Consider the following 23,831-nt stretch of genomic DNA (forward strand, 5'->3'; position numbering starts at 1 on the left):
GGTTCTTGAGCACGACCACGGAGACGAAGCTGATGGCGACGAGCGCGAGCACCAGCAGCCCGGTGAAGATGATTTCGATAACAAGCACGGTGTCCATGCCGTCCATCTTAGCCGTGCGGATGCACGCGAGAGTCAGTGCGGATGCATGCGAGAGTCAGTGCGGATGCACGCGAGAGTCAGTGCGGATGCACGCGAGAGTCAGTGCGGATGCATGCGAGACGCGGCGCGGCTAGCTGTGGCTCGGCGTGCCCACGACGGCGTCTCCACCGAGCAGCGCGAAGCCGAGCGAGGCGACGCCGAGCACGACGAGGGCGCCGACGAGGCTGAGGCTCATCCTCATGATGAACCCGTCGCTCTCCTGCAGGCGGAGCTGGAGGAGGCAGGTGAGACAGATGAGCGTCAGCATCAGGATGCTCACCCAGACCAGGTGCCGCGAGGGGTCGGCGAGGATCGCGACGCCGAACACTCCGACGATGGCCGCCAGCCAGACGATGCCGATGCTCACTCGTTCGCGGGTCATTGCCCCATTGTGCACGCTGGAGCTGTCCCGAGGGTGCGTAGACTAGCCAGCGAGTCCGACCAAACATCGAGGAGGCCACATTTGGCAGACGTCCTCTTGTTCAGCGCCGGCGGCGTCGAGCACGCTCTCCCTTCCCTCACTCTGCTGGCGCACCGCGTCCGGGTGCTCCCTCCGACCGCATCCGCCCTCGCGTCGGCCCCCCAAGCCGATGCCAACATCATCGACGGCACCAGCGACCTCCCCAGCGCGAAGCGACTGTGCGGGGTGCTCAACACGATCGAGTCGTCGGTTCCGGTGCTCCTCGCCATCACGGAGGGAGGCCTCCCGGCCATCTCCTCCGACTGGGGCATCGGCGACGTCATCCTGCGCACTGCAGGACCGGCGGAGGTGGATGCGCGCATCCGTCTGCTGCGCCCACAGGCCGCTGTGGAGGAGCCGAGCGGCACGATCGCCATCGGCCCCCTGACGATCGACGAGCACAGCTACACCGCCAGGTACCGCGGACGCACCCTCGACCTCACCTTCAAGGAGTTCGAGCTGCTGCGCTACCTGGCCTCGCATCCCGACCACGTGTTCACGCGCGAACGGCTGCTAAGCGAGGTGTGGGGGTACGACTACTTCGGCGGCACACGCACGGTCGACGTGCACGTGCGGCGTCTCCGCGCGAAGCTCGGCGACCAGGAGAGCGTCATCGGCACGGTCCGCAATGTCGGCTACCGCCTGCTGCGCGGGGGCGAGGCTTCCCGCGACGAGCCTTCGGCCACGGGCCACGCAGACGACGCGACCGCCAAGGCCTAGGAGCCGAGATGCCCGAAACGTCCGAGATCTCCACCGCGGCATCTGCCGACGTTCGCGGCGAGGAGATCCGCGCCATCACCGACGCCGCGCTCTCGGCGGACGGCGTCTCGCCCTTCAACGAGGACACGATGCTGTCGCTCGACGCTCGGAGGCTCGCCGCCATCGACGACTCGGGTCAGCTCGTCGCCGTGGCGCTCACGAGAGACCTCGGCGACGGAACGATCGAGGGCGAGCTGGTCGTGCATCCGAAGCATCGCCGAGCGGGCCTCGGCGCACGGCTCTACGACGCTGTCTCCTCAGCCGCTGATGCTGCCCCGGTTCTGTGGGCTCACGGGAACCTGGCGGGCGCATCGGCACTCGCCTCGAGCCGGAGCCTCGAGGCCGTGCGAACGCTCCTCAAGCTCGGGCGGCCGATCACGGAGGCCGATGCCGGCGGGTCCCCTCCCCCCGACGGCCTCACGATCGCACCCTTCACGGAAGCGGACGCCGACGACTTCCTGGCGCTGAACGCCGTCGTGTTCCGCAGCCACCCGGAGCAGGGGGCGCTCGACGCGGCAGGCCTCGACGCGCGACGGTCGACCGACTGGTTCGACGCCGACGACTTCCTGCTCCTGCGCGACGAAGACGGCGCTCTCCTCGGCTACAACTGGCTCAAGCGAGAAGGCGATGAGGTCGAGATCTACGTCGTCGGCATCGCACCGGAGGCAGCGGGCCGCGGGCTCGGCCGCGCCCTCATGCAGGCCGGCCTGCAGCGGATGCACGCGACCGGCGCCAGGGAGACCTCGCTGTACGTGGAGGGCGACAACACGGCAGCACTCGCGCTCTACCGGTCCCTCGGCTACGAGCAGCTCTCGATCGACGTGCAGTACCGACACACCCGTTCATGATCCGTTTGAATGGGTCTGCTGAGCTTCACCCCCACAGGATCATCTCGATCCTGCGGGACAGGCGCATCGAGGCACCGTTCTTCTCCGCACACCTGCAAGGATGACCGCATGACAATCGAACTCCGCGCCCCCGAGGCCGGTGCAGACTCGCCGGACATGCCGCGAAGCCGCTTCGTCGACCGCGAGCTCAGCTGGCTCGCCTTCAACCAGCGTGTGCTCGAGCTCGGCGAGGACCCCTCGACGCCGCTCCTCGAGCGGGCGAACTTCCTCGCGATCTTCTCCTCGAACCTCGACGAGTTCTTCATGGTGCGCGTCGCCGGCCTCAAGCGCCGTATCGCGACCGGCCTCGCCGTCCCGACCCCCGCTGGCGTCCCGCCGCAGGTGGCCCTCGACACCATCCGCTCCAAGGCCTACGAGCTGCAGAAGCGGCACGCGGCGATCTTCAACGACAGCGTGCGCCCAGAGCTCGCCGACCAGGGCATCCACATCGTCAGCTGGGACGAGCTCTCCGATGCCGAGCGCGTCGAGCTCGGCGACCTCTTCGACGAGCAGATCTTCCCCGTGCTGATGCCGCTCGCCGTCGACCCGGTGCACCCGTTCCCCTACATCTCGGGCCTCTCCCTCAACATCTCCGTGCGCGTCTACAACCCGCGCAGTGAGAAGGAGGAGTTCGCCCGCCTCAAGGTGCCGCCCGTGCTTCCGCGGTTCTACCCGCTGCAGTCCGACCACGGCAAGGCTCGCTTCATCCTGCTCGAAGACCTCATCGCCCAGCACCTGGGCCACGTCTTCCCCGGCATGAAGATCCTCGATCACCACGCGTTCCGCCTCACGCGCAACGAGGACATGACGATCGAGGAGGACGAGACCGAGAACCTCCTGCAGGCCCTCGAGAAGGAGCTCCTGCGGCGACGCTTCGGCCCGCCCATCCGCCTCGAGGTGTCCAACGACATGGACGACGTGACGCTCGAACTGCTCATGACCGAGCTCGACATCACCCACAACGAGGTCTACGTGCTCCCGGGGCCACTCGACCTCGGCGGCCTCTTCGCGCTCGGCGCCATCAACCGGCCCGACCTCAAGTACCCGACGCACGTGCCCGTGACAGCGGCAGCGTTCCGCACGTCCGAGAGCGACGAGAAGCCCGACATGTTCGGTGCGATCGCCCGCCGCGACGTGCTCGTCCAGCACCCGTACGAGGCGTTCTCGACGAGCGTGCAGGCCTTCCTCGAGGTGGCCGCCGCCGACCCGAACGTGCTCGCCATCAAGCAGACGCTCTACCGCACCTCAGGCGATAGCCCCATCGTGAACGCCCTCATCAAGGCGGCAGAATCCGGCAAGCAGGTGCTGGTCCTCGTCGAGATCAAGGCGCGCTTCGACGAGCAGAACAACATCGTCTGGGCGCGCAAGCTCGAGAAGGCCGGCGTGCACGTCGTCTACGGAACCGTTGGGCTCAAGACCCACTGCAAGCTCCTCCAGGTCATCCGCAAGGAAGACAACGAGCTCAAGATGTACAACCACATCGGCACGGGCAACTACAACCCCAAGACGAGCCGCATCTACGAGGACCTCGGCCTCTTCACCTGCAACGAGAAGATCTCCCGCGACATCACGCGCCTCTTCAACCAGCTCTCCGGCTACGCCATCGAGCGCAAGTTCACGCGACTCCTCGTCGCCCCCATGCACCTGCGCCCCGGACTGCTCAACCTCATCGACAAGGAGCGCAAGAACGCGCTCGACGGCAAGCCGAGCCGCATCCGCATCAAGGTCAACTCCATGGTCGACGAGGAAATCATCGACGCCCTCTACCGCGCGAGCCAGGCGGGCGTGCCCGTCGACATCTGGGTCCGCGGCATCTGCGGCCTCCGCCCGGGAGTCCCCGGCCTCAGCGAGACCATCCGCGTGCGCTCGGTCGTCGGACGCTACCTCGAGCACTCCCGCATCTTCTGCTTCGCGAACGACGGCGACGAACGCGTCTTCATCGGATCGGCCGACATGATGCACCGAAACCTCGACCGCCGCATCGAAGCACTCGTGCGCATCATCGACGAGCACCACGCCGCCGACATCGCGGCGATGTTCGACCTCGCGATGGACGACACGACCGCGACCTGGCACCTCGGCTCGGACGCCGAGTGGGTCCGCCACGCCAGGGACGAGAACGGGCAGCGACTCACCGACCTCCACGACGAGATGATGCGTCGCATCAGCAAGCGTCGCAGGCCCACCACGCTGGCCTGACCGGATGACGATCGACTCCCCTGCCGCCTCGCGCACCGTCTACGCGGCAGGCGCTGTGCTGTGGCATGAAGACATCGCGGACGACAAGCTCAAGGTGCTGGTCATCCATCGTGGGCGCCACGGCGACTACTCGCTGCCCAAGGGCAAGGTGGACCCCGGCGAGACGCTGCCGGAGACCGCCGCGCGCGAGGTCGAGGAGGAGACCGGATACGAGGCGAAGCTCGGCGCGCCGCTCGGGTACATCGAGTACGTCATGCCGAACGGCCGACCGAAAGAGGTGCACTACTGGACGGCCGAGGTCGATGAGGCATCCTTCGAGGCGCACGTCTTCGAGCCGAACGACGAGGTCGACGCCATCGAGTGGGTCTCCCTGAAGAAGGCCAAGAAGCTCCTCAGCTACGACAGGGACCGCGAGCTGCTCGAGGTCTTCGCCGACCGGTACCGCCGTGGCCTGCACCGGACCTTCGCCATCCTCGTGCTGCGCCACGCGACGGCCGTGCCCCCGCAGTCGTGGCCTGGCGACGACGACTCCCGGCCGATAACCGCCCGCGGTCTCGAGCAGGCGGAGACGGTCGTGCCCATCCTCCGGGCCTTCGGGCCGGAGGCCGTCATCACCTCGAACGCCGTCCGCTGCCGCTCGACGGTCGCTCCCATCAGCTCGCTCCTCGGGCTGACGCCGCAGGTCGAGCGCAGCATCGCTCAGGGCTCGTACACGCGAGACGAGGAGGAGATCGACGAGGTCGTCCGGAAGCTCATCGCCAAGCGCCGCAGCACCGTGATCTGCAGTCATTCCCCGGTCATGCCCGCCATCGTCCGCTCCATCGCCCTGTACACGGCGACGCGCCCGAGCTCGCTCGCGCGGCACGCCATGCTCTCGACCGGCGAGTGCTCCGTCATCCACGTGCCCGTCAACCATCCGAGGGCGGGCGTCGTCGCCGCCGAGACGCACGGTCCGATCACCTGACCCCTGCCGTCGGATCCGCCCGTGCGGGTGCCGATCCGTTCACCCGCGCGTCACGTCCCGTCCACTTCTCGTCCATACTGATTCAGGCCCGTAGTCGGTCCCCGTGGGTCCTGGGATCGCCTGACACCTGATGGCAGAAGGAACTCGATGCACCACTCCCGAGCACTCGCCGCCCTGGCGCTCCTCGCAACCACCGTTCTCGCGACGAGCGGATGCGCGCTCAACGAGATCTCGGTCAGCAAGGACCCGCGCTCGCAGCACCTCTCCGGCGTGCTGAGCGCCTCTGGCGCCTCCTCGCAGGGTGTCGCACAGACCGCCTGGATCGCGGGCTTCTACCCCATCGAGCCCGACGTGCGAGTGAACTACGCGGGTGGCGGCTCGGGGGCCGGTCGTTCGGACTTCCAGAACGGCACCTCCGCGTTCATCGGCTCCGACCGCGCCTTCGACCTCGAGGAGATCGAGGAGGGCCCGTTCCGAACCTGCGCAGACGGCAGCGACCTCGTGGAGATCCCCGCCTACATCTCCCCCATCGCCGTGGCATTCGCGCTCGACGGCGTCGACGAGCTGCGCCTCGACGCCGCGACGATCGCCGGCATCTTCGCCGGAGACATCGACTCGTGGGATGCGCCGGAGATCGCGGCCCTGAACCCGGACGCCGCCTTGCCGTCCCTCGCCATCACCCCCGTGCACCGCTCGGACAAGTCCGGGACGACGGGCAACTTCACCGCCTACCTCGACGAGGCAGCCGGTGATGCCTGGAGCTACGGCGAAGTCGACGAGTGGCCCGTCGAGAGCGGCGAAGCCGCGCAGGAGAGCGCCGGCATGCAGCAGGCACTCCGCGCCAACGGCACGATCGGGTACATGGATGCATCCGCGGCCGACGGCCTCACGACGGCGGCAGTCGAGACCGGCGGCGAGTACGTGCCCTTCTCCCCAGAAGCCGCCGCAGCCGTCGTCGACAACTCGACGATCGAAGACGGGCGTGCCGCGACCGACCTCGCCTTCGAGCTCAACCGCACGACGCCGGGCGTCTACCCGATCGTGCTCGTCTCCTACCTCATCGGCTGCGCCGAGTACGCCGACGCTGACGAGGGCACCAACGCGAAGGCCTACTTCAGCTACGTCGTGAGCGAAGAGGGGCAGGCGGCATCGGCAGCGGCTGCCGGATCGGCGCCCATCTCCGCCACCCTCCGGGCGCAGATCGAGCCCGTCCTGGAGCAGATGAAGTAGGCGGAGGCGGGTGAAATCTGCGCGCATTCCCAGCCCGTTCACCCCCCGTTCACTTTCCCCGCCCCTCCTCGTCACCCTTCGCGCATAGCGTCACCGACGGATCGCAACTGATCCAACGGAATGTCACCTGTCCCCGAAGGGAAACTCCATGAAGTTCACGCGAGTAGGCGCATCGGTCGCCATGGCCGCAATCGCCGCACTCACGCTTGCGGCTTGCGCCAGCAACGAGCCAACCGCAGCAGAGCCGGGAACCGCAGTCGAGGGCGCAGGATCGCTCACAGGCACGCTGGCCGCATCCGGCGCCTCGTCGCAGGGCACCGCCCAGACCTCCTGGATCGCCGGCTTCGCCGCGGTCGAGCCAGGCATCCAGATCAACTACGCGGGTGGCGGCTCCGGCGCCGGTCGCACCGACTTCACGAACGGCACGTCCGCCTTCATCGGCTCCGACCGCGCGTTCAAGATGGAAGAGATCGAGGCAGGCGGCTTCGGCAACTGCGTCGACGGCACCGACCTCGTCGAGATCCCCGCCTACATCTCCCCCATCGCCGTCGCGTTCAACGTTGAGGGCGTCGACACCCTCAACCTCGACCCCGCGACCCTCGCCAAGATCTTCAAGGGCGAGATCACCAACTGGAACGCCCCCGAGATCGCCGCGCTCAACGCGGGCGTCACGTTCCCCGACCTCGCCATCACGCCGGTCCACCGCTCCGACACCTCGGGCACCACAGGCAACTTCACGTCCTACCTCGTCGAGGCAGCCCCCGACGTGTGGACCTTCGAGGACAGCGACGACTGGCCCATCGAAGGCGGCGAAGGCGCCCAGGAGACCCCCGGCGTCCAGCAGGCGCTGACCTCCGGCAACGGCACCATCGGCTACCTCGACGCATCCGCGGCCGGCGACCTCAGCACGGCCGCCATCCAGACCGGCTCCGAGTTCGTCGAGCTCTCCCCCGAGGCGGCAGCCGCCGTCGTCGACAACTCCACGCTCGAGGAAGGCCGCGCAGCGACCGACCTCTCGTTCGAGCTCGACCGCTCCGCTGAAGGCGTCTACCCGATCGTCCTGGTCTCGTACCTCATCGGCTGCGCCGAGTACACGGACCCGACCGTCGGAGCCAACGTCAAGGCGTACTTCGACTACGTCATCAGCCCTGAGGCACAGGATGCAGCAGCCGAGAACGCGGGCTCCGCGCCCATCTCGGACGACCTGCGCAGCCAGGCACAGGCAGCAGTCGACGCCATCAAGTAGTCCGCGCGGACTGAAGTTCCGTTTCAGCCCGGTGCCGTGCTGTGAAAGCATGGCACCGGGCGATTCGGCTCTCTTCAGCTCCTCGCCCCGCTCCACCCAAATGACGTAGGGAAACCCTCAGCAGATGACTGCAGAACTCGCCCCAGATGCGGGCACATCGGTGAAGGCCAAGTCGCGTCCTGGCGACCGCGTCTTCAGCTTCCTCTCGACGTTCTCCGGATCGCTCATCCTCGCGATCCTCGCCGCCGTGTTCTTCTTCCTGCTCTTCCAGGGACTCCCGGCCTTCTTCCCCGACGCGGCCGAGAACAGCCACTTCGTCGCCGGCGCGAGCAACCTCGCCGAGCCGGATGCCGAAGGCAACTTCTTCTGGTACGTGCTGCCGCTCATCTTCGGAACGCTCTGGGCCTCACTGCTCGCGCTGCTCATGGCAGTCCCAGTCGCCATCGGCGTCGCCCTCTTCATCACGCACTACGCGTCGCGCAAGCTCGCCGCCCCCCTCGGCTACGTCATCGACCTGCTCGCCGCAGTTCCCTCGGTCGTCTTCGGCCTCTGGGGTGCAACCGTGCTCGGCCCGTTCGTGCAGCCCTTCTACGTCTGGCTCAACGAGAACCTCTCCTGGCTCCCGTTCTTCCAGGGCCAGGTCTCGGCAACGGGCCGCACCATCCTGACCGCCGCCATCGTGCTCGCCGTCATGGTGCTCCCCATCGTCACCGCCCTCACCCGCGAAGTCTTCCTCCAGACGCCGCGGCTCCACGAAGAGGCATCGCTCGCCCTCGGCGCGACGCGCTGGGAGATGGTCAAGATGGCCGTCCTGCCCTTCGCACGCGGCGGGATGGTCTCCTCCGTCATGCTCGGCCTCGGCCGCGCCCTCGGCGAGACGATGGCCGTCGCCATGGTCCTCTCCGCGACCGGCGTGATCACGTTCCAGCTGACGTCGAACACCAACCCGTCGACGATCGCCGCCAACATCGCCCTCTCCTTCCCGGAAGCGTCGAACCTCGACATCAACGTGCTCATCGCATCCGGTCTCGTGCTCTTCGCCATCACCCTCCTCGTGAACTCCCTCGCACGATGGATCGTGAGCCGCCGCAAGGAATTCTCAGGAGCCAACTGATGACCTCAACACTGCAGAAACCAACCCAGAACCAGTCGGCTCCTGAGATGATCAACCCGCTCACGCACGGTCGCCTGCCCAAGTGGGGTCCGTACGCGATCCTCGTCGGCGGCTTCGCGCTCTCCGCAGTGATCACCCTGCTCCTCGCGGCAGGCGGCGGCGAGTTCAACTGGACCGGCTTCGCCGTCCTCGGCGCGATCTTCTACATCGCCGGCCAGTGGATCATCGCCCGTATCATCGAGGGCCCCCGCCAGGCCACGAACCGCTTCGTCACCTCGCTCGTCACCGCCGCGTTCGTGCTCGCCCTCGTGCCGCTGCTCTCCCTGCTCTTCACCCTCGTCGCGAACGGCCTCGCCCGCTTCGACATGACGTTCTTCACCTCCTCGATGGTCGGCGTCGTGACGGAAGGCGGCGGCGGCATCCACGCCATCGTCGGAACCCTCCTCATCACCCTCGTCGCGACCCTCATCTCGGTGCCGATCGGACTCTTCACCTCGATCTACCTCGTCGAGTACGGCAAGGGCCGCCTCTCCAAGGCCATCAACTTCTTCGTGGATGTCATGACGGGTGTCCCCTCGATCGTCGCGGGTCTGTTCGCCTACACGATGATCATGCTCATCCTGCAGACGCTCGGCATCCCGCTCACCAACGTGCGAACGGGACTCGCGGGCTCCATCGCCCTCACCGTGCTCATGATCCCGACCGTCGTGCGCTCCTCGGAGGAGATGATCCGCCTCGTCCCGAACGAGCTCCGCGAAGCCTCCTACGCGCTCGGCGTGCCGAAGTGGCTCACGATCTCCAAGGTCGTGCTCCCCACCGCGCTCGCCGGCATCACGACTGGCGTCATGCTCGCCATCTCCCGCGTCATCGGCGAGAGCGCGCCGCTGCTCATCGCCGCCGGCTTCAACATCTACATGAACTACAACATGACGCAGGGAGCCATGATGAGCCTCCCCGTCTTCGTCTACCGCTCCTACACGCAGCAGGTCGGAGCCGGGGCCGAGAACATGCTCAACCTCGCCTGGACAGGCGCACTTGTCCTCCTCATCATCGTCATGCTGCTCAACCTCGTCGCACGCATGATCACCAAGCTCTTCGCCCCCAAGGGCTAACCGGTCAGACTGACCAGGCCGACCAGCCAGGAAGTTAGGGAAACACAGTGTCCAAGCGCATCGAAGTCAACGACCTCAACGTCTACTACGACAAGTTCAAGGCCGTCGAAGACGTCTCCATGGTGATCGAGCCCCGCAGCGTCACCGCCTTCATCGGCCCATCCGGCTGCGGCAAGTCGACGTTCCTCCGCACGCTCAACCGCATGCACGAGGTCATCCCGAAGGCATGGGTCGACGGCGAGGTCCTCATCGACGGCAACAACCTCTACGGCCCCGGCGTCGACCCCGTCCTCGTGCGCCGTCAGGTCGGCATGGTCTTCCAGCGCCCGAACCCGTTCCCGACGATGTCGATCCGTGAGAACGTGCTCGCCGGTGTGAAGCTCAACAACACGAAGATCTCCAAGAGCGACGCCGACGCCCTCGTCGAGAAGTCGCTGCAGGGTGCCAACCTGTGGAAGGAGGTCAAGGACCGCCTCGACCTCCCCGGCTCCGGCCTCTCCGGCGGACAGCAGCAGCGTCTCTGCATCGCCCGCGCCATCGCCGTCTCCCCCGACGTGCTGCTCATGGACGAGCCCTGCTCTGCCCTCGACCCCATTTCGACGCTCGCGATCGAGGACCTCATCGAGGACCTCAAGACCGAGTACACGATCGTCATCGTGACCCACAACATGCAGCAGGCGTCGCGCGTCTCTGACAAGACGGCGTTCTTCAACATCGCCGGAACCGGGATGCCGGGCAAGCTCATCGAGTACGACACGACGAAGACGATCTTCGAGAACCCGTCCGTCCAGGCGACGGAGGACTACGTGTCGGGCCGCTTCGGCTAGACCGCACTCCCCGCATCACGACGAAGGCCCCGGCGATCTCGCCGGGGCCTTCGTCGCGCGCTGCGTCGGCCCCGTCGTCGCGCGCGGGGCCACTCCTCGATCTCCCCGACTCGAGATGGGTTCCACGCATGCAGATGGGTTGCAACGCATCCCGAAGCGCGAAACCCATCTCGAAACGACGGATGGACCGCGCGGCGGCGACGCGGCCGTCGAGGCGAGGCGGCGAGGCGGCGACGCGGCGACGCGGCGACGCGGCGACGCGGCGACGCACCGACTCGGGATGGGATTCTCACTTCGTGCTGGAGAACTTCACGCAACGATGCGAGGTTTCCATCCCGAGACGACGGATGCGGGGCGCGGCCGCAGGGAAGAGAAAAGCCAGGCCGCAGGAACGCCTCTCGGCGGAAGGCCGCTCGCAGCGGCGAATATTGGAGCCCGGGGTTACTGCGGCCCGGCGACGTCGAGTTTACCGAACCTCGGGCGCTCCGGAAGCCGGATCGGCTCTCCGCGAACACATCCGACGTCGTGCTGCACTCGGCTCGTCGCAGAGGCTCGCTCGAACGCCCGCTCCGCACGCGACTTGCCCCAAAGGGGGGTCACGGAGCTGCTTTGGCAGCCCTCTGGGCGAAGTCGCGGGCGAAGCGGCCGGCAGCGGGTGCGCGGGCGGGATGCGGCGTGCCGCGGCTCAGTCGAGGGTGTCGAGGCGCCACATGCCGGCGGAGGCGTGCAGGTCGTCGCCCATCTCCAGGTAGCGGACGGCACGACGCGTCGATTGCCTGGCTCGAGCGGGCGCTGGCCCTTCCTCGTCTTTCGCGAGACTCGTCGCGCCCTGTGACATGACGCGGCAGAACGCGGCGGCTCGCTCGAGCGCGAGTGCGAAGTCTCCGGAGAAGGCACCGTGCAGGATGACGTCCGCGAGGGCGACGACCTCTTCTGGGCCGGTCGGCGTGGCGGCTCCTGCGACGACGGAGCTGATCGAGCGGTCGACCTCGTAGCCGCGGCGGAAGAGGTAGCTCGTCTCCGCGGGGTTCGCGCGCACGGCCTGCCGCAGCAGGTAGAGACGCCACAGTGCGCCAGGCAGCGACCGCGAGCTGGCGCCGGCCCAGAGCTCGGCGATCTCATCGATGCCGTGCTCGTCGGCGTAGGCGACGAGACGCGCGACGACGGCCTGGTCGCCCTCTCCGCGCGCCCGCTGCAGCAGTGCCCTCGCCGTATCGTGGGCGACGCGGCTCACCGCCGCGGGGTCATCGGCGCCGATGAGCGCTTCGAACGCCTGCGATGGCACGCGCACGGGCCTGTGGTGTCGTTCCGTCATGCTGCCCCTCTCGCCGCCTGAGACCGTTCGGCCTCGTGAGGGGCCGCATCCAGTCTGCGCGTTCGGAGCCACGATTGCGAACCTGCCTCGTAGGCTGGGGGCATGGCTACTGCGCAGGACGACGATTCGCTGGTCGAGGACACGGCGGCGATGTCGTCGTACCCGGCCTACCGCCCCAAGCAGATCGCGTTCGGCGTCCTGGCGACCCTGCTGCTCGTGGTGATGTTCTTCCCCTGGTGGAACTCCGAGATCCCCCTCAACCGCATCGCCCCGACCCTGAATGGCTGGCAGCTGTTCGTGGCGGGCACCGGCCTCAGCCAGATGGACGAGGCGCTCGGTTACAACTGGTTCGGCACCTTCCTGTTCGGTCTCGTCCCGACCATTCCCCTGCTCGGCCTCGTCGTGGTGCTGATCCTGCGGATCTCCGGTGTCGCGGTGATCTCGGCCAAGATCCTCCAGGTCTACGCCGCCCTCGCGACGCTCGGCATCCTGTTCCTGTTCGTCTTCGCGACGCTGCGCGTGGATGCGGCGAACGGCCAGTACCCGATCGCCTACGGAGCGTGGCTGGCGCTGGTGCCGAGTATCGCGACGCTGGTGCTCGCGACGCTGTGGTGGCGGCGTGAGAAGCTCCACTACCCGACTCGCAAGTGGCTCGGTTTCGGCCCGCAGCGTGCTAAGAAGCACGACGAGGCCGTGAGTGCCGCGATGTTCGATGACCTCGTCGAGCCGGATGACGACGAGGAGATCTCGCTCGGCTCGGAGACTGCGATCGACGAGAACACGAGCCCAGGCAAGCGACCTCGCGCATGAGCACAGGTGACTTCTTCGAGCACCTCGCGATCGGGGGTGACTCGTCGAAGGCGCCGGGCAGGCAGCTTCGTGATGCGATCATCCTCGCCGTCGAGCGCGGTGACCTCCAACCCGGCGAGCGGCTGCCCCCTGTGCGCTCCCTCGCCGAGACCCTCGGTGTTGCACCGGGCACCGTCGCGAAGTGCTACACGGCCCTCGAGGAACAGGGCGTCGTCGAGGGCCGTGGGCGCGCCGGCACCTTCGTGAGGGCGAACAGCCGGAACGGGGATGTGCGGCTCACGGCAGCGGCGCGGGCGTTTGCCGTCGAGGCACGCGAGCTGGGGGTGGGCGACGACGAGGCTGTTGCTGCCGTCTTCGAAGCGCTGTCCGGGCAGACCGAACGCCACCAGGGGGCTTGAGGCGCCCGCGGGACCGCACCCCGATCCGTGGAGCGTCGGGGTCATGCGTCGCCACAGGCGGCGCTCAAGTTGGCCTGAGAGCATCCCCTCATGGGAATCGACGATCGATTTGAGAACAAGTCAGAAGACCTCGGCGGACGCGCGAAGGAAGCCGCTGGAGCGGTCTCCGGCAATGAGGAGTTGAAGGCCGAAGGCCGGTCCGACCAGGCGAAGGCCGGGTTCAAGGACAAGGTCGAGGACGTCAAGGACGGCGCCAAGGAGGGCCTCGACAACCTCAAGCGCAAGATCGACTAGGCGCAGCGCCGCAGTCAGCAGCACGCAGGATCAGGGCCCCGTTCGCGGGGCCCTTTCCGATAGTTGACTGCGGTCAACCATCTATGTATGGTTGACCGTCGTCAACTATCAGGAGGCCCCGCGTCGATGTCGTCTAGCAAGAACCCCAGACCCAGCACCAAGCCAGCAGCAGCGCTCACCGAATCCGGCATGAGCCGCCGCCAGGTGCTCCAGGCCCTCTCCGGCCTGATGCTCGGCATGTTCGTGTCGATGCTCGCGTCGACCGTCGTGAGCACGTCCCTGCCGCTCATCATCAGCGACCTCAAGGGCGACCAGAGCGCGTTCACCTGGGTGGTGACCGCGACCCTTCTCGCGACGACCGTCTCAACCCCCATCTGGGGCAAGCTCGCCGACCTCACGAACCGCAAGCTGCTCCTGCAGATCTCGCTGGTCATCTTCGTCGTCAGCTCGGCGATCGCCGGCTTCGCGCAGGACACGTCCATGCTCATCACGATGCGCGTGTTCCAGGGCCTCGGCGCCGGTGGCCTCGGCGCGCTCAGCCAGATCGTCATGGCCGACATCCTCAGCCCCCGCGAGCGCGGCCGCTACGCCGGCTTCTTCGGTGCCGTCATGGCGCTCGCCACGGTCGGCGGCCCCCTGCTCGGCGGCGTTATCACCGACGCGTTCGGCTGGCGCTGGAACTTCTTCGTGGGGCTCCCCTTCGCGGTCGTGGCGCTCATCCTGCTGCAGGTCACACTGCACCTGCCGAAGCCCAAGAAGCGCAAGGTCAGCATCGACTACTTCGGCATCGTGCTCATCTCGAGCGGCGTCTCGCTGCTGCTCATCTGGGTGACCCTCGCGGGTTCGCAGTTCGAGTGGAACTCGCTCCCGTCCTGGCTCATGGCCGGCGGTGGCGTGCTGCTGCTCGTCATCGCGGTCCTCGTCGAGCTGCGCGTCAAGGAGCCGCTCATCCCGCTCACGCTCTTCCGCGACCGCACCTTCACCCTCGCGGTGATCGCGAGCGTCTCGGTCGGCGTCGCCATGTTCGGCACCAGCGTCTTCCTCAGCCAGTACATGCAGCTCGCGCGAGGGGCGACCCCGACCGAGTCGGGCATCCTCACGATCCCGATGATGGCGGGCCTCCTCGTCGCCTCGACCATCGTGGGAAACCTCATCAGCCGTCGCGGGAAGTGGAAGGCGTTCGTCGTCACGGGCAGCGCGCTCATGGTCGTCGGCCTCTTCCTGCTGAGCCGCCTTCACTACGACACGCCATACCTCTACGTTGGCCTCTCGATGTTCGCGCTCGGCGCCGGCGTCGGCATGGTCATGCAGAACCTCGTGCTTGTCGTGCAGAACAAGGCCGAGGTCAAGAACATGGGCGTCGCGACGAGCGCGGTCACGTTCTTCCGCAGCCTCGGCGGCACGATCGGCGTCTCCGTCATGGGGTCGATCCTCGGAACGGTCGTGGCGGACACGATCTCCACGAGCGTGCGGGCGCTGCCACCTGAGCAGCAGGCGGTTGCGGCGCAGTCGCTCGCGGGCGGCAGCATCCCGCAGCTCGCGACGCTCCCCGAGTGGCTGCGGATCCTCGTCGAGGACGCCTACGGCACCTCGGTCGGCGCGATCTTCCTCGCAGCACTGCCGCTCGCGATCGTGACCCTCGTCGCGGTCTCGTTCCTCCCGAACGCGCAGCTCGGCACGCAGAACGCGGTGCAGCGCGCGAAGGGTGAGGAGAACCCCAGCGGACACGCTGGTGCAGAGTCGGCATCGGAGGACCTCGTGGAGGTCGCCGAGGCCGTGGTCGGCATCCCCCGCACCGGTGCCATCCCGATCCTCGGCGACTCGGGGCGGCGGGCGGACCGCACCTAAGATGGCGACCATGCCAGAGTCCCCAGACGACGCCGACTTCGCGGAGGCGATCGCCTCGGTGGAGACGGAGCTCGGCACCTTCTACCGCCGTGTCCGCACCACGTGGAGCGAGTCGGCCGTCGCAGTGCACCCGTCGCTGCAGCCGATCGGCTACAAGATTCTCTCCGCGCTGGTGCAGCACGGCACGGCGCACGCCGGCATGCTCGGCGAGCAGCTCGCCGTCGACAAGAGCGTCATGAGCCGACAGGTGCGGATGCTCGAGGAGTTCGCGCTGCTGACGGTCGGGTCGGACCCGAACGACGGGCGGGCGCGCATCCTGACGCCGACGTCGTTCGCCGTCGAACGGGTCACCGAGGTGCGTGCCCGCAACCGCCACCGCCTGCACGCGGTGCTGCGGGACTGGACGCCAGAGGAGCTGCGTGTCTTCTCGGGTCTCCTCGGCCGCTTCGGTGCGGTCGCCGAGGCCGTCACCCCGGAGTCGTGACGCTCACGAACCGAGCCCGCTGACCGACGCAACCGCCACCCTCGATCGAGGGTGGCGGTTCGGTCGTTCGGCGGCCAGTGCTACTGGCGGTCGAAGCGGGCGCCCTCGGGGCGCGAGTCGCTGATCACGAACACGAGGATGACGATCGCGCCGACGAGCGGGATGAAGAGGAGCAGCCACCACCAGCCGGAGCGGTTCGTGTCGTGCAGTCGGCGGAAGAGCAGCGCGAGCCCCGGGATGAGCGTCGCGAGGCCCCAGAGCGACTGCACGACCGACACGGCCGTGTAGCCCCCGCTGGCGCCGGTGAACTGGCCGGAGGAGTCCATAGTGCCCGGCCCGCCGGCGAGAGAGCCGATGAGGAAGAACACGGCGTTGACGATGACGCCGAAGAGAATCCACCACCAGTACTCGCTACGGCTGGCCCGGCCGGAGAAGACGGCGTACTTCTTGAAGAACCGCTTCACCGCCTGACCGAAGCTGGCTCCGTAGAGCGGTGGGTAGAGCGGGGCGTCGAGCTGAGGGGTAGACATCAGGGACTCCAATCAGGCACTGCCAAGGCGTGGGATTTGCACTGAGCGTAGCGTTACGGGGCCTCATTCTGCGTTTCCATTCGGGAAACAGATGCCGCCGCTTCATACAACGGTTCAGAAGGCAATACTCCAAACGCACCCAACTGGGCCTGCGAGACTCGGGGAATTCTGCACGCACGCGACCGTCTGGGGAAACGATGGACCAACTTCACTACGCAGGTGGCGTCTACTTCACGAGCACGAGGATCGCGAAAGAGCTGGTCGCGTATGCGGCGGCGCTTGCCGCTGTCCATCAGGCCGGAATCGTCGAGATCCCGGTACGCCACGCCGACGGCTCGGACAACATGCTCTCCGTGCTGGTCGGGCCGTCGAGCCAGATCGCGACCGAGACGGTCACTTCCGAGGTCCCGGAGTTCGACGACAGCGAGGTGCTCGCGACCTTCCAGAGACTCCGTGCCGAGCTCGCGGAGGAGCACGGGGCGCCGGAGGCGCTCGTCGAAGAGGGGTCGTCGAACGACCCGCGCGTGCCGCATCCCGACTGGCTCGACGAGCTCTAGACGCCGAGCTGGCGAAACGTCAGCTCCGAGACAGTGATAATGGACGGCGCACACAATGCGCGACAGACCAGAAAGCAGGGTTCAGCGTGGGGAAGTTCATCTACAACTCCGAGGTCACAGTCGACTTCGAGGATCGCCTGCTTGCGCACCTCCAGCTCGCAATCGGCACGAAGCTGCGCCGCGGCGAGTCATTCTTCTTCAGCTGGAAGGACAACAACGCAGGTGGCGACGGTCGCAGTACCGTCTGGATGCACCCGGCCGTCCCCATCCGCTTCAAATTCCTCGGCAGTCGGCAGGTGCACATCAACCGATCGTGGGTTGAGGCGCTGGTGCAGGGCGCCAATTCGCAGGCCGGCCTGGCCGTGATCGCTGAACCCGCAGAGAGGGCGTCATGAACGGACAGACCAGGATCGAGCTCCTCTACCAGGGGGAGACGTTCTCGAAGCTCGTGGACGACATCGGGACGTTCCAGGCCGAGATCCTTGCTCGCGTCGCGAGCGGAGAGTGGTTCTGGGTGCGCGGGGACCGCGGTGAGGGACGCCTCGAGCCGGCGAACCTGCTGGTCGGCCCTGGCATCGGCCTCGTCGTCGTGGAGCCGAACCCGGGCGACTGACCCGCCTCGCGCCTGGTTCCAGGGCCGGGCGGACGCATGCACGATGGTCGAGGACTGTCAAGAGCGCGACGCTCCGCTGTTGAAGCTGTTTAGGTGGAGGGGTGTCATCCCCCAGCAGCTCAGACGTCGTCGACGACCTCAGTCGAACCATTCGGATTGCGAGCGTTCCCGCGGGGCACGTCTACGTGAGGCACCTCTCGGCCGTCACGCCAGACCCATCGCGCGCAGCGATCCTCCGACTCCCGGACCCTCACCCCGACGGCTCCGCCCGGGTTGCAACCGAGCGCTGGTGGCCCCCCGTCATGCTCGAGCCGTCGTGGGTCGAACAGCACGCCGACGAGTTCGACGTCTTCCATGTGCACTTCGGATTCGACGCACTCTCGCCGAACGTCCTCACGGAGCTCGTGGTTGCGCTCCGCCGCGAGGGCAAGCCGCTCGTGTACACCGTGCACGACCTCACGAACCCACACCACGCGACGCCTGAGGCCCACCTCGCTCATCTCGACATCCTGATCCCCGCGGCGGATGAGCTCATCACCCTCACGGAGGGGGCAGCGGACGAGGTCGAACGCCGGTGGGGCAGACGACCGGTCGTGATCCCGCACCCGCACATCGTCGAGCCTGCCGAAGTCGAGACCGCTCTGGCTGAACGAGTGGACACACGTGGCGAGTTCCATGTGGGCGTGCACGCGAAGAGCCTGCGCGCGAGCATGGAGCCGCTGCCCGTGATCGAGGCGCTCGTCGAGCTGGCGCGTGTCGAGCCGTCGATCGTCGTCCACGTCAACGGGCACCGTGAGATCCTCGAGCCGGGTGGGGCCAAGTACGAAGAGGCGCTCGCCTCGCGCCTGCGGGAGCTCGCGGACGCGGGCCACATCGAGCTGCGCATCCACGATTACCTGAGCGACGAAGAGCTGTGGCGCTACCTGGCCTCGCTCGACGCGTCGGTGCTCCCCTATCGCTTCGGGACGCACTCGGGCTGGCTGGAGGCGTGCCTGGACCTCGGCACGGCCGTCGTCGCCCCCGATGTGGGCTTCTACGCCGATCAGGGGCCCGTCTTCACCTACCGGCGCGCGGCTGACGCACTCGACGCCCGTTCGCTGCGTGATGCGGTGCTCGCCGCATCACGCGCCGTCGCGCCCCGCCACGCCCCCGAGTTCCGGGCGTCGCAGCGAGATGAGATCGCCGCAGCGCACGCGGACATCTACGCGGCAGCGCTGACCCGAGTGCGGGTGACCCAGTGAGGATCTGCGTCATCGGTCCCTCGCGCTTCCCCATCAGCGAGCCCTTCGCCGGCGGGCTCGAGGCACATACGCACGCGTTGATCACGGCGCTCAAGCGCCGCGGGCACCAGGTGACGCTGTTCGCGGCACCCGGTTCGGACCCCAGTCTCGGCGTGGAGTTCCTCGACGTCGCGGACTTCTCCATGAGCGAGACTGCGAGGCGCGACGTCGGAGCGATGCCGGCCGAGTGGATGAGCGAGCATCACGCGTACCTCTCGCTCATGGTCGGTCTCGCACGGAACTCGAGCGACCGATTCGACGCGGTCCTCAACGTGAGCATCCATCACCTGCCGGTTGCCATGTCGGGACTGCTCGATGTTCCCGTCGTCACCACGCTGCACACTCCCCCCGTCGGGTGGATCGAATCGGCGGTTCGGGTCGACGGGTCCGCCGGCACGTTCGTCGCGGTCAGCTCCCACATGCGGGAGGCGTGGTCGGACAGCATCGACTGCTCGGTGATCCTCAATGGCGTGGACACCGAGCGCCTTCGTCCGGGCGACGGAGGCGGGCCCGCGTTCTGGTCGGGGCGCATCGTGCCGGAGAAGGGGCTCGAGTTCGCGATCGACGCCGCGAACCTCGCGGGCGTCCCGCTGGACATCGCGGGGCCCGCCTACGACAGCGACTACTTCGAGTCTGCGATCCGCCCACGTCTCGGCGAGAGCGTCCGCTACCTCGGGCACCTCGACCACGATGTTCTCTTCGAGCATCTCCGTCGGGCGAGCGTCACGCTCGTGACCCCGCGCTGGGACGAACCCTACGGGCTCGTGGCCGCGGAGTCGCTGGCGGCCGGCACCCCCGTCGCCGCGTTCGATCGCGGCGCGCTGCGCGAGATCCTCGACGACCGCAGCGGACGGCTCGCCCCCGGCGACGACATCCACGCGCTCGCAGCTGCACTGCTGCAGGCGGCGAACCTGCCCCGAGCAGGCGCGCGGGAACGCGCGGAGACCTTCTGCTCGCTCGAGCGGATGGTGGACGAGTACGAAGCGCTGCTGCGCTCGGTGACAGAAGGGCGGGTAGCCGCATGACCATCTCGGGAGCGAACGGTCCGAACGCCGCTAATTCGGCGGTCACGGGCACCATCGGCTACTACGTCCACCATCAGGGCGGCGGGCACGCGCGCCGTGCGCTTGCCATCGCCCGCGAATGCTCGATGCCCGTCACCGGACTCTCGACGCTCACCAAGCCCGACGCCTGGCTCGGACCCTGGATTCGCCTCGAGCGCGACGACATGGCGCTCTCGCCCCTCGAGCCGACGGCGAACGGCGCGCTGCACTGGGCGCCCGTCGACGACGAGGGCATGCGGCGCCGCATGGCACGCATCTCCACCTGGATCGCTGAGACCGCACCCACCGTCTTCGTCTCCGACGTCTCCGTCGAAGTTGCCGCGCTGGCCAGACTCCACGGGGTTCCCGTCGTCTCGGTGGCACTCCCCGGAGTGCGCACCGACGCGCCGCACACGCTGGGCTTCGGCCTGTCCGACGCGATCCTCGCGGCCTGGCCCGTCGGCATCACCGGAATGCTGCCAGGCGTTCCCTCCCACATCGAAGCGCGCATCCATCAGGTCGGTGCGATCTCGGCTGCGGAGCGAGGCCACAGCGCCGGCCCTGGCCCCATCAGACGAGTGCTCGTGCTCGCCGGTTCTGGCGGCGGCGGCATGACATCGGCGCAGATCCGCGAAGCGAAACGGCAGACGCCTGGGGTCGAGTGGGACGAGATCGGGACGACTCCCGGCAACCGCGTCGCCGACCCCGGCCCCCGCATCCGCGAGGCGTCGCTCGTCATCACGCACGCGGGCCAGGGCGCGATCGCGGACGTCGCCGCGGCGCAGGTCCCCGCGATCGTCGTGCCCCAGCCCCGGCCCCACGACGAGCAGATCACCTCCGCGCGCGTGCTCGCGGCGACGCCGAACCTGCCGGTCATCGTGGCCGAGACGTTCGACCGCGACGACTGGGCGGGGCTCCTCGATGCCGCGTCCGAGCTCGACGGCCGGCAGTGGGCGACGTGGAACGACGGCGGCGGCGCGTTGCGAGCTGCCGCGCTGCTCGACCGGATGGCGAGCCGATGAAGACCGCGACGATCACGCTGGCGCACGGGCGCCATCGTCATCTGCTCGAGCAGCGACGGGGGCTCCTCCGGCAGTCAGTACCCGCGGACGACGCCATCGTCGTCGCGATGGGCGATCCGCAGATCGCGGAGCTCATCTCCGACGGACTGCTGCCGGGAACAACCGTCGAGATGCCCGCGGACGCGAGCGGGCTCCCCCTCGCCGCCGCCCGCAACGAAGGGGCGCGGATCGCACTGGAGCGTGGTGCCGAGCTGCTCGTGTTCCTCGACGTCGACTGCATCCCCGGCGGTGGGCTCGTCGAGGCCTACCAGGACGCAGCGCAGGATCCACGCTGGGCGTCGAGCCTCCTCAGCGGCCCGGTCACCTACCTCGAGCCCCCTGGGCCGAACGGCTACGACGCGGAACGCGTGGAGCTGAAGGACGCCCCGCATCCCGCTCGCCCCGCCCCGGCGGCTGGCGAGGTGCAGCTCGGCGAGGACCGCAACCTCTTCTGGTCGCTCTCCTTCGCCGTGACCGCCGACAACTGGCTCCGCATCGGAGGCTTCCACGAGGGCTACCGCGGGTACGGCGCCGAGGACACCGACTTCGCGCGCGTCGCGGGGAACCTGGGTGTCGGTCTTGCCTGGGTCGGCGGTGCCCGCGCCTACCACCAGTGGCACCCCACCTCGAATCCGCCGGTGCAGCACCTCCACGACATCGCGCGCAACGCGAACCTGTTCCGCGAGCGGTGGCGGGTATGGCCGATGGTCGGCTGGCTGCAGGCGTTCCGGGAGCTTGGCCTCCTCGAGGGCGGACTCGGCGACGACCCGTGCGTCGTGGTCCACGAGCCCGGTCAGCCGCTGAGTGCTGAGCTCGAGCACAGCGACAACTCCTAGCCTGCTGACATGGCTCTTCACCTCTGGGAGTTGACACGGGCGAGGCGGGCGATCGCCGCGGCGGTGGCGGTCGCGACCGCCGTCTTCGTGCTGTGCGGGTGCGGGATGGGCGTCCCGAGCGACCCGGACGGGACCCTCGACCGGGTGCGTGGCGGCGAGCTGCGCGTCGGCGTCTCCCACAACCCGCCCCTCACCGGGATCACCGAGGGAGCGGACCCGACGGGCGTCGAGGTCGAGCTCGTCGAGGGGTTCGCCGATGAGCTCGACGCCTCGATCACCTGGGTGGACGGCTCCGAGGCCGCCCTCGTCCAAGGACTGGAGGACGGCACGCTCGACCTCGCCATCGCCGGCTTCCGCGACGATTCGCCCTACGTCGACGAGGCCGGTTCGACGCAGCCGTTCCTGGAGACCGAGGACGCCGCGGCCGGCAAGGTGTCCCACGTGATGCTCACGCCCATGGGCGAGAACGCGTTCCTCGTCGAGCTCGAGACGTACCTCGCCGAGGCGACCTCATGAGCGAATCCCACGACGAGGTCCGCAGGAAGGCGATCCGGCTCGAGTGGATCACCATCGGCTTCCTCGCCGTCACCGTCACACTCGTCTACCTGGTGCTCGGCAACTCGCAGGCGATGAAGGCGGCCTGGCTCGAGGATCTGCTGTCGTTCATCCCGCCGTTCGCGTTCCTCATCGCCGCTCGCGTCAGTCGCAAGACCGCGACGGTGGAGCACCCGTACGGCTACCACCGGGCCGTGGCAATCGGCCATCTCGTCTCGGGGATCGCGTTGACGTCGATGGCCGTGTTCCTGATCGTCGACTCGAGCTCCGGGCTGCTCGCGCAGGAACACCCGACGATCGGCTCCGTCGAGCTGTTCGGGCAGCAGATCTGGCTCGGCTGGCTGATGATCGGCGTGATGCTGTTCATCGCATGGCCTCCGGTCATCATCGGCCACCGCAAGATGAAGCTGGCGTCGAAGCTGCACGACAAGGTGCTGTACGCCGACGCCGACATGAACAAGGCCGACTGGCAGACCGCGGTCGGCTCTGCAGTCGGGGTCGCGGGGATCGGCATCGGCCTCTGGTGGCTCGACTCCGTCGCGGCGCTCTTCATCTCGGCGAGCATCCTGTACGACGGTGTTCGGAACCTGCGCATCGCGGTGCTCGACCTCATGGACGAGCAGGCTCGCACCTACGACGGCGAACGCCCGCACCCGCTGGCGGGACAGCTCAACACGTTCGTGGAGGCACGAGACTGGGTGGCGCAGGTCGGGTGCCGGGTGCGCGACCAGGGGCATGAGCTGCAGGCGGAGGTCTTCATCGTGCCGCGCGACGGCGATGCGCTCGAGTTGGCGGAACTGCAGCGACTCACGGAGGATTGTCGTGGGCTCGACTGGAAGCTGCGGGATGTTGTCCTCGTTCCGGTCGCAGAGATCCCGCCGTTCGCGTACCGGGAGCTGAAGCCCGTCGATTCGTCCCCAGAACCTCAGGAGCACGCGTGAGCTACTTTGCCTTCCTCGCCATCGGCCTACTCGCGGGGGTGGTCGCGAAGCGCTTCCTCCCGACTCGCCGTCGGGACGACTGGATCGCGCCGCTCTTCGTGGGCGCGCTCGGCGCGCTCTTCGGGGGCTGGCTCGGCAGCGTGCTCTTCTGGAGCAGCACGAGCGACCCCTTCTCGCTGCCGAACTGGACGTCCGCGATCGTGGGTGCGATCGCCGCGCTCGCCGTCTTCCTCGTGGTCGTGAGACTCACGGCGCCACGCAACGACTGAGCGCGTCGCCTCGGTTGGTCCCAGTCCGCGGCGGACTTCTGGTCGTCATTCCGCGGTCTTG

At 68.0% G+C, this 23,831-nt stretch carries 27 protein-coding genes; 24 read left to right on the forward strand and 3 right to left on the reverse strand.

Going from position 1 to position 23,831, the window contains the following annotated elements:
- Positions 1–229 precede the first annotated feature (229 nt).
- Positions 230–520, reverse strand: coding sequence for a hypothetical protein (locus tag ABVF28_RS11345; RefSeq protein WP_249311991.1), 291 nt, complete (start codon positions 518–520; stop codon positions 230–232).
- Positions 521–601: 81 nt separating this feature from the next.
- Here ABVF28_RS11345 and ABVF28_RS11350 point away from each other — a divergent pair, with 81 nt between their 5' ends.
- From ABVF28_RS11350 to pstB, 9 genes are all read left to right on the forward strand, one after another.
- The gene (locus ABVF28_RS11350; RefSeq protein ID WP_244295889.1) at positions 602–1,318 is read left to right on the forward strand and encodes a winged helix family transcriptional regulator; all 717 of its coding nucleotides are present in this window, start codon (positions 602–604) and stop codon (positions 1,316–1,318) included.
- 8 nt (positions 1,319–1,326) lie between these two features.
- Entirely contained in the window at positions 1,327–2,205 is an 879-nt protein-coding gene (mshD, locus tag ABVF28_RS11355) for a mycothiol synthase (RefSeq protein WP_371030528.1), read from the forward strand.
- Positions 2,206–2,313: 108 nt separating this feature from the next.
- Positions 2,314–4,443 (forward strand): RNA degradosome polyphosphate kinase, encoded by a 2,130-nt coding sequence (locus ABVF28_RS11360; protein ID WP_104312493.1) that lies wholly within the window; start codon positions 2,314–2,316, stop codon positions 4,441–4,443.
- Positions 4,444–4,447: 4 nt separating this feature from the next.
- Entirely contained in the window at positions 4,448–5,407 is a 960-nt protein-coding gene (locus ABVF28_RS11365) for an NUDIX domain-containing protein (RefSeq protein WP_371030529.1), read from the forward strand.
- A 147-nt stretch (positions 5,408–5,554) separates the two neighbouring features.
- Positions 5,555–6,637, forward strand: a complete 1,083-nt coding sequence (locus ABVF28_RS11370; protein WP_371030530.1) for a phosphate ABC transporter substrate-binding protein PstS — start codon at positions 5,555–5,557, stop codon at positions 6,635–6,637.
- 148 nt (positions 6,638–6,785) lie between these two features.
- Positions 6,786–7,883, forward strand: coding sequence for a phosphate ABC transporter substrate-binding protein PstS (locus ABVF28_RS11375; protein ID WP_371030531.1), 1,098 nt, complete (start codon positions 6,786–6,788; stop codon positions 7,881–7,883).
- Between the two features lie 124 nt (positions 7,884–8,007).
- Positions 8,008–8,997: a phosphate ABC transporter permease subunit PstC gene (pstC, locus tag ABVF28_RS11380; RefSeq protein ID WP_371030532.1), complete on the forward strand. Its 990-nt coding sequence runs from the start codon at positions 8,008–8,010 to the stop codon at positions 8,995–8,997.
- Positions 8,997–10,109 carry a phosphate ABC transporter permease PstA gene (pstA, locus tag ABVF28_RS11385; RefSeq protein WP_104312498.1) on the forward strand — a complete coding sequence of 371 codons (1,113 nt, stop codon included), beginning with the start codon at positions 8,997–8,999 and terminating at the stop codon, positions 10,107–10,109. The genes pstC and pstA overlap by 1 nt, the downstream gene beginning before the upstream one ends.
- A 47-nt stretch (positions 10,110–10,156) precedes the next feature.
- On the forward strand, positions 10,157–10,936 hold the full coding sequence (gene pstB / locus ABVF28_RS11390) for a phosphate ABC transporter ATP-binding protein PstB (RefSeq protein ID WP_104241957.1): 780 nt from the start codon (positions 10,157–10,159) through the stop codon (positions 10,934–10,936).
- 685 nt (positions 10,937–11,621) lie between these two features.
- Here pstB and ABVF28_RS11395 read toward each other — a convergent pair.
- Positions 11,622–12,251 carry a DNA-directed RNA polymerase subunit beta gene (locus tag ABVF28_RS11395; RefSeq protein ID WP_104312499.1) on the reverse strand — a complete coding sequence of 210 codons (630 nt, stop codon included), beginning with the start codon at positions 12,249–12,251 and terminating at the stop codon, positions 11,622–11,624.
- Positions 12,252–12,353: 102 nt separating this feature from the next.
- On the opposite strand from ABVF28_RS11395, the gene ABVF28_RS11400 reads away from it, so the two are divergent.
- From ABVF28_RS11400 to ABVF28_RS11420, 5 genes are all read left to right on the forward strand, one after another.
- Positions 12,354–13,061 (forward strand): hypothetical protein, encoded by a 708-nt coding sequence (locus ABVF28_RS11400; protein WP_371030533.1) that lies wholly within the window; start codon positions 12,354–12,356, stop codon positions 13,059–13,061.
- Complete coding sequence (locus ABVF28_RS11405) at positions 13,058–13,459, forward strand: GntR family transcriptional regulator (protein ID WP_371030534.1); 402 nt, start codon at positions 13,058–13,060, stop codon at positions 13,457–13,459. The genes ABVF28_RS11400 and ABVF28_RS11405 overlap by 4 nt, the downstream gene beginning before the upstream one ends.
- 90 nt (positions 13,460–13,549) lie before the next feature.
- A complete protein-coding gene (locus tag ABVF28_RS11410; RefSeq protein WP_371030535.1) occupies positions 13,550–13,753 on the forward strand; it encodes a CsbD family protein in 204 nt (67 codons plus the stop codon).
- A 189-nt stretch (positions 13,754–13,942) separates the two neighbouring features.
- On the forward strand, positions 13,943–15,601 hold the full coding sequence (locus ABVF28_RS11415) for an MDR family MFS transporter (protein ID WP_104312503.1): 1,659 nt from the start codon (positions 13,943–13,945) through the stop codon (positions 15,599–15,601).
- Positions 15,602–15,611: 10 nt separating this feature from the next.
- Positions 15,612–16,085: a MarR family winged helix-turn-helix transcriptional regulator gene (locus tag ABVF28_RS11420; RefSeq protein ID WP_371030536.1), complete on the forward strand. Its 474-nt coding sequence runs from the start codon at positions 15,612–15,614 to the stop codon at positions 16,083–16,085.
- 80 nt (positions 16,086–16,165) lie between these two features.
- On the opposite strand, the gene ABVF28_RS11425 is transcribed toward ABVF28_RS11420, so the two are convergent.
- On the reverse strand, positions 16,166–16,615 hold the full coding sequence (locus tag ABVF28_RS11425; RefSeq protein WP_371030537.1) for a DUF805 domain-containing protein: 450 nt from the start codon (positions 16,613–16,615) through the stop codon (positions 16,166–16,168).
- A gap of 197 nt (positions 16,616–16,812) precedes the next feature.
- Between ABVF28_RS11425 and ABVF28_RS11430 the strand changes: the two genes are divergently transcribed.
- The 10 genes from ABVF28_RS11430 to ABVF28_RS11475 all read left to right on the forward strand — a co-directional run bounded on the left by ABVF28_RS11430 (position 16,813) and on the right by ABVF28_RS11475 (position 23,770).
- A complete protein-coding gene (locus tag ABVF28_RS11430) occupies positions 16,813–17,172 on the forward strand; it encodes a hypothetical protein (protein WP_371030538.1) in 360 nt (119 codons plus the stop codon).
- Positions 17,173–17,258: 86 nt separating this feature from the next.
- Positions 17,259–17,567, forward strand: a complete 309-nt coding sequence (locus ABVF28_RS11435; protein ID WP_104253917.1) for an ATP-dependent DNA ligase — start codon at positions 17,259–17,261, stop codon at positions 17,565–17,567.
- Positions 17,564–17,785 (forward strand): hypothetical protein, encoded by a 222-nt coding sequence (locus ABVF28_RS11440; protein ID WP_104312507.1) that lies wholly within the window; start codon positions 17,564–17,566, stop codon positions 17,783–17,785. Before ABVF28_RS11435 ends, ABVF28_RS11440 begins: the two co-directional genes overlap by 4 nt.
- A 101-nt stretch (positions 17,786–17,886) precedes the next feature.
- Positions 17,887–19,026 carry a glycosyltransferase gene (locus ABVF28_RS11445; protein WP_371030539.1) on the forward strand — a complete coding sequence of 380 codons (1,140 nt, stop codon included), beginning with the start codon at positions 17,887–17,889 and terminating at the stop codon, positions 19,024–19,026.
- Complete coding sequence (locus ABVF28_RS11450) at positions 19,023–20,090, forward strand: glycosyltransferase (RefSeq protein WP_371030540.1); 1,068 nt, start codon at positions 19,023–19,025, stop codon at positions 20,088–20,090. The genes ABVF28_RS11445 and ABVF28_RS11450 overlap by 4 nt, the downstream gene beginning before the upstream one ends.
- Entirely contained in the window at positions 20,087–21,130 is a 1,044-nt protein-coding gene (locus ABVF28_RS11455; protein ID WP_371030541.1) for a glycosyltransferase, read from the forward strand. Before ABVF28_RS11450 ends, ABVF28_RS11455 begins: the two co-directional genes overlap by 4 nt.
- Positions 21,127–22,005 (forward strand): glycosyltransferase family 2 protein, encoded by an 879-nt coding sequence (locus ABVF28_RS11460; RefSeq protein WP_371030542.1) that lies wholly within the window; start codon positions 21,127–21,129, stop codon positions 22,003–22,005. The genes ABVF28_RS11455 and ABVF28_RS11460 overlap by 4 nt, the downstream gene beginning before the upstream one ends.
- Positions 22,006–22,014: 9 nt before the next feature.
- A complete protein-coding gene (locus ABVF28_RS11465) occupies positions 22,015–22,521 on the forward strand; it encodes a transporter substrate-binding domain-containing protein (protein ID WP_371030543.1) in 507 nt (168 codons plus the stop codon).
- A complete protein-coding gene (locus ABVF28_RS11470) occupies positions 22,518–23,501 on the forward strand; it encodes a cation diffusion facilitator family transporter (RefSeq protein ID WP_371030544.1) in 984 nt (327 codons plus the stop codon). Before ABVF28_RS11465 ends, ABVF28_RS11470 begins: the two co-directional genes overlap by 4 nt.
- Entirely contained in the window at positions 23,498–23,770 is a 273-nt protein-coding gene (locus ABVF28_RS11475; RefSeq protein WP_104312511.1) for a GlsB/YeaQ/YmgE family stress response membrane protein, read from the forward strand. Before ABVF28_RS11470 ends, ABVF28_RS11475 begins: the two co-directional genes overlap by 4 nt.
- Positions 23,771–23,831 lie beyond the last annotated feature (61 nt).

The organism is Pseudoclavibacter sp. JSM 162008 (genome assembly GCF_041366455.1).
GTDB lineage: Bacteria > Actinomycetota > Actinomycetes > Actinomycetales > Microbacteriaceae > Pseudoclavibacter.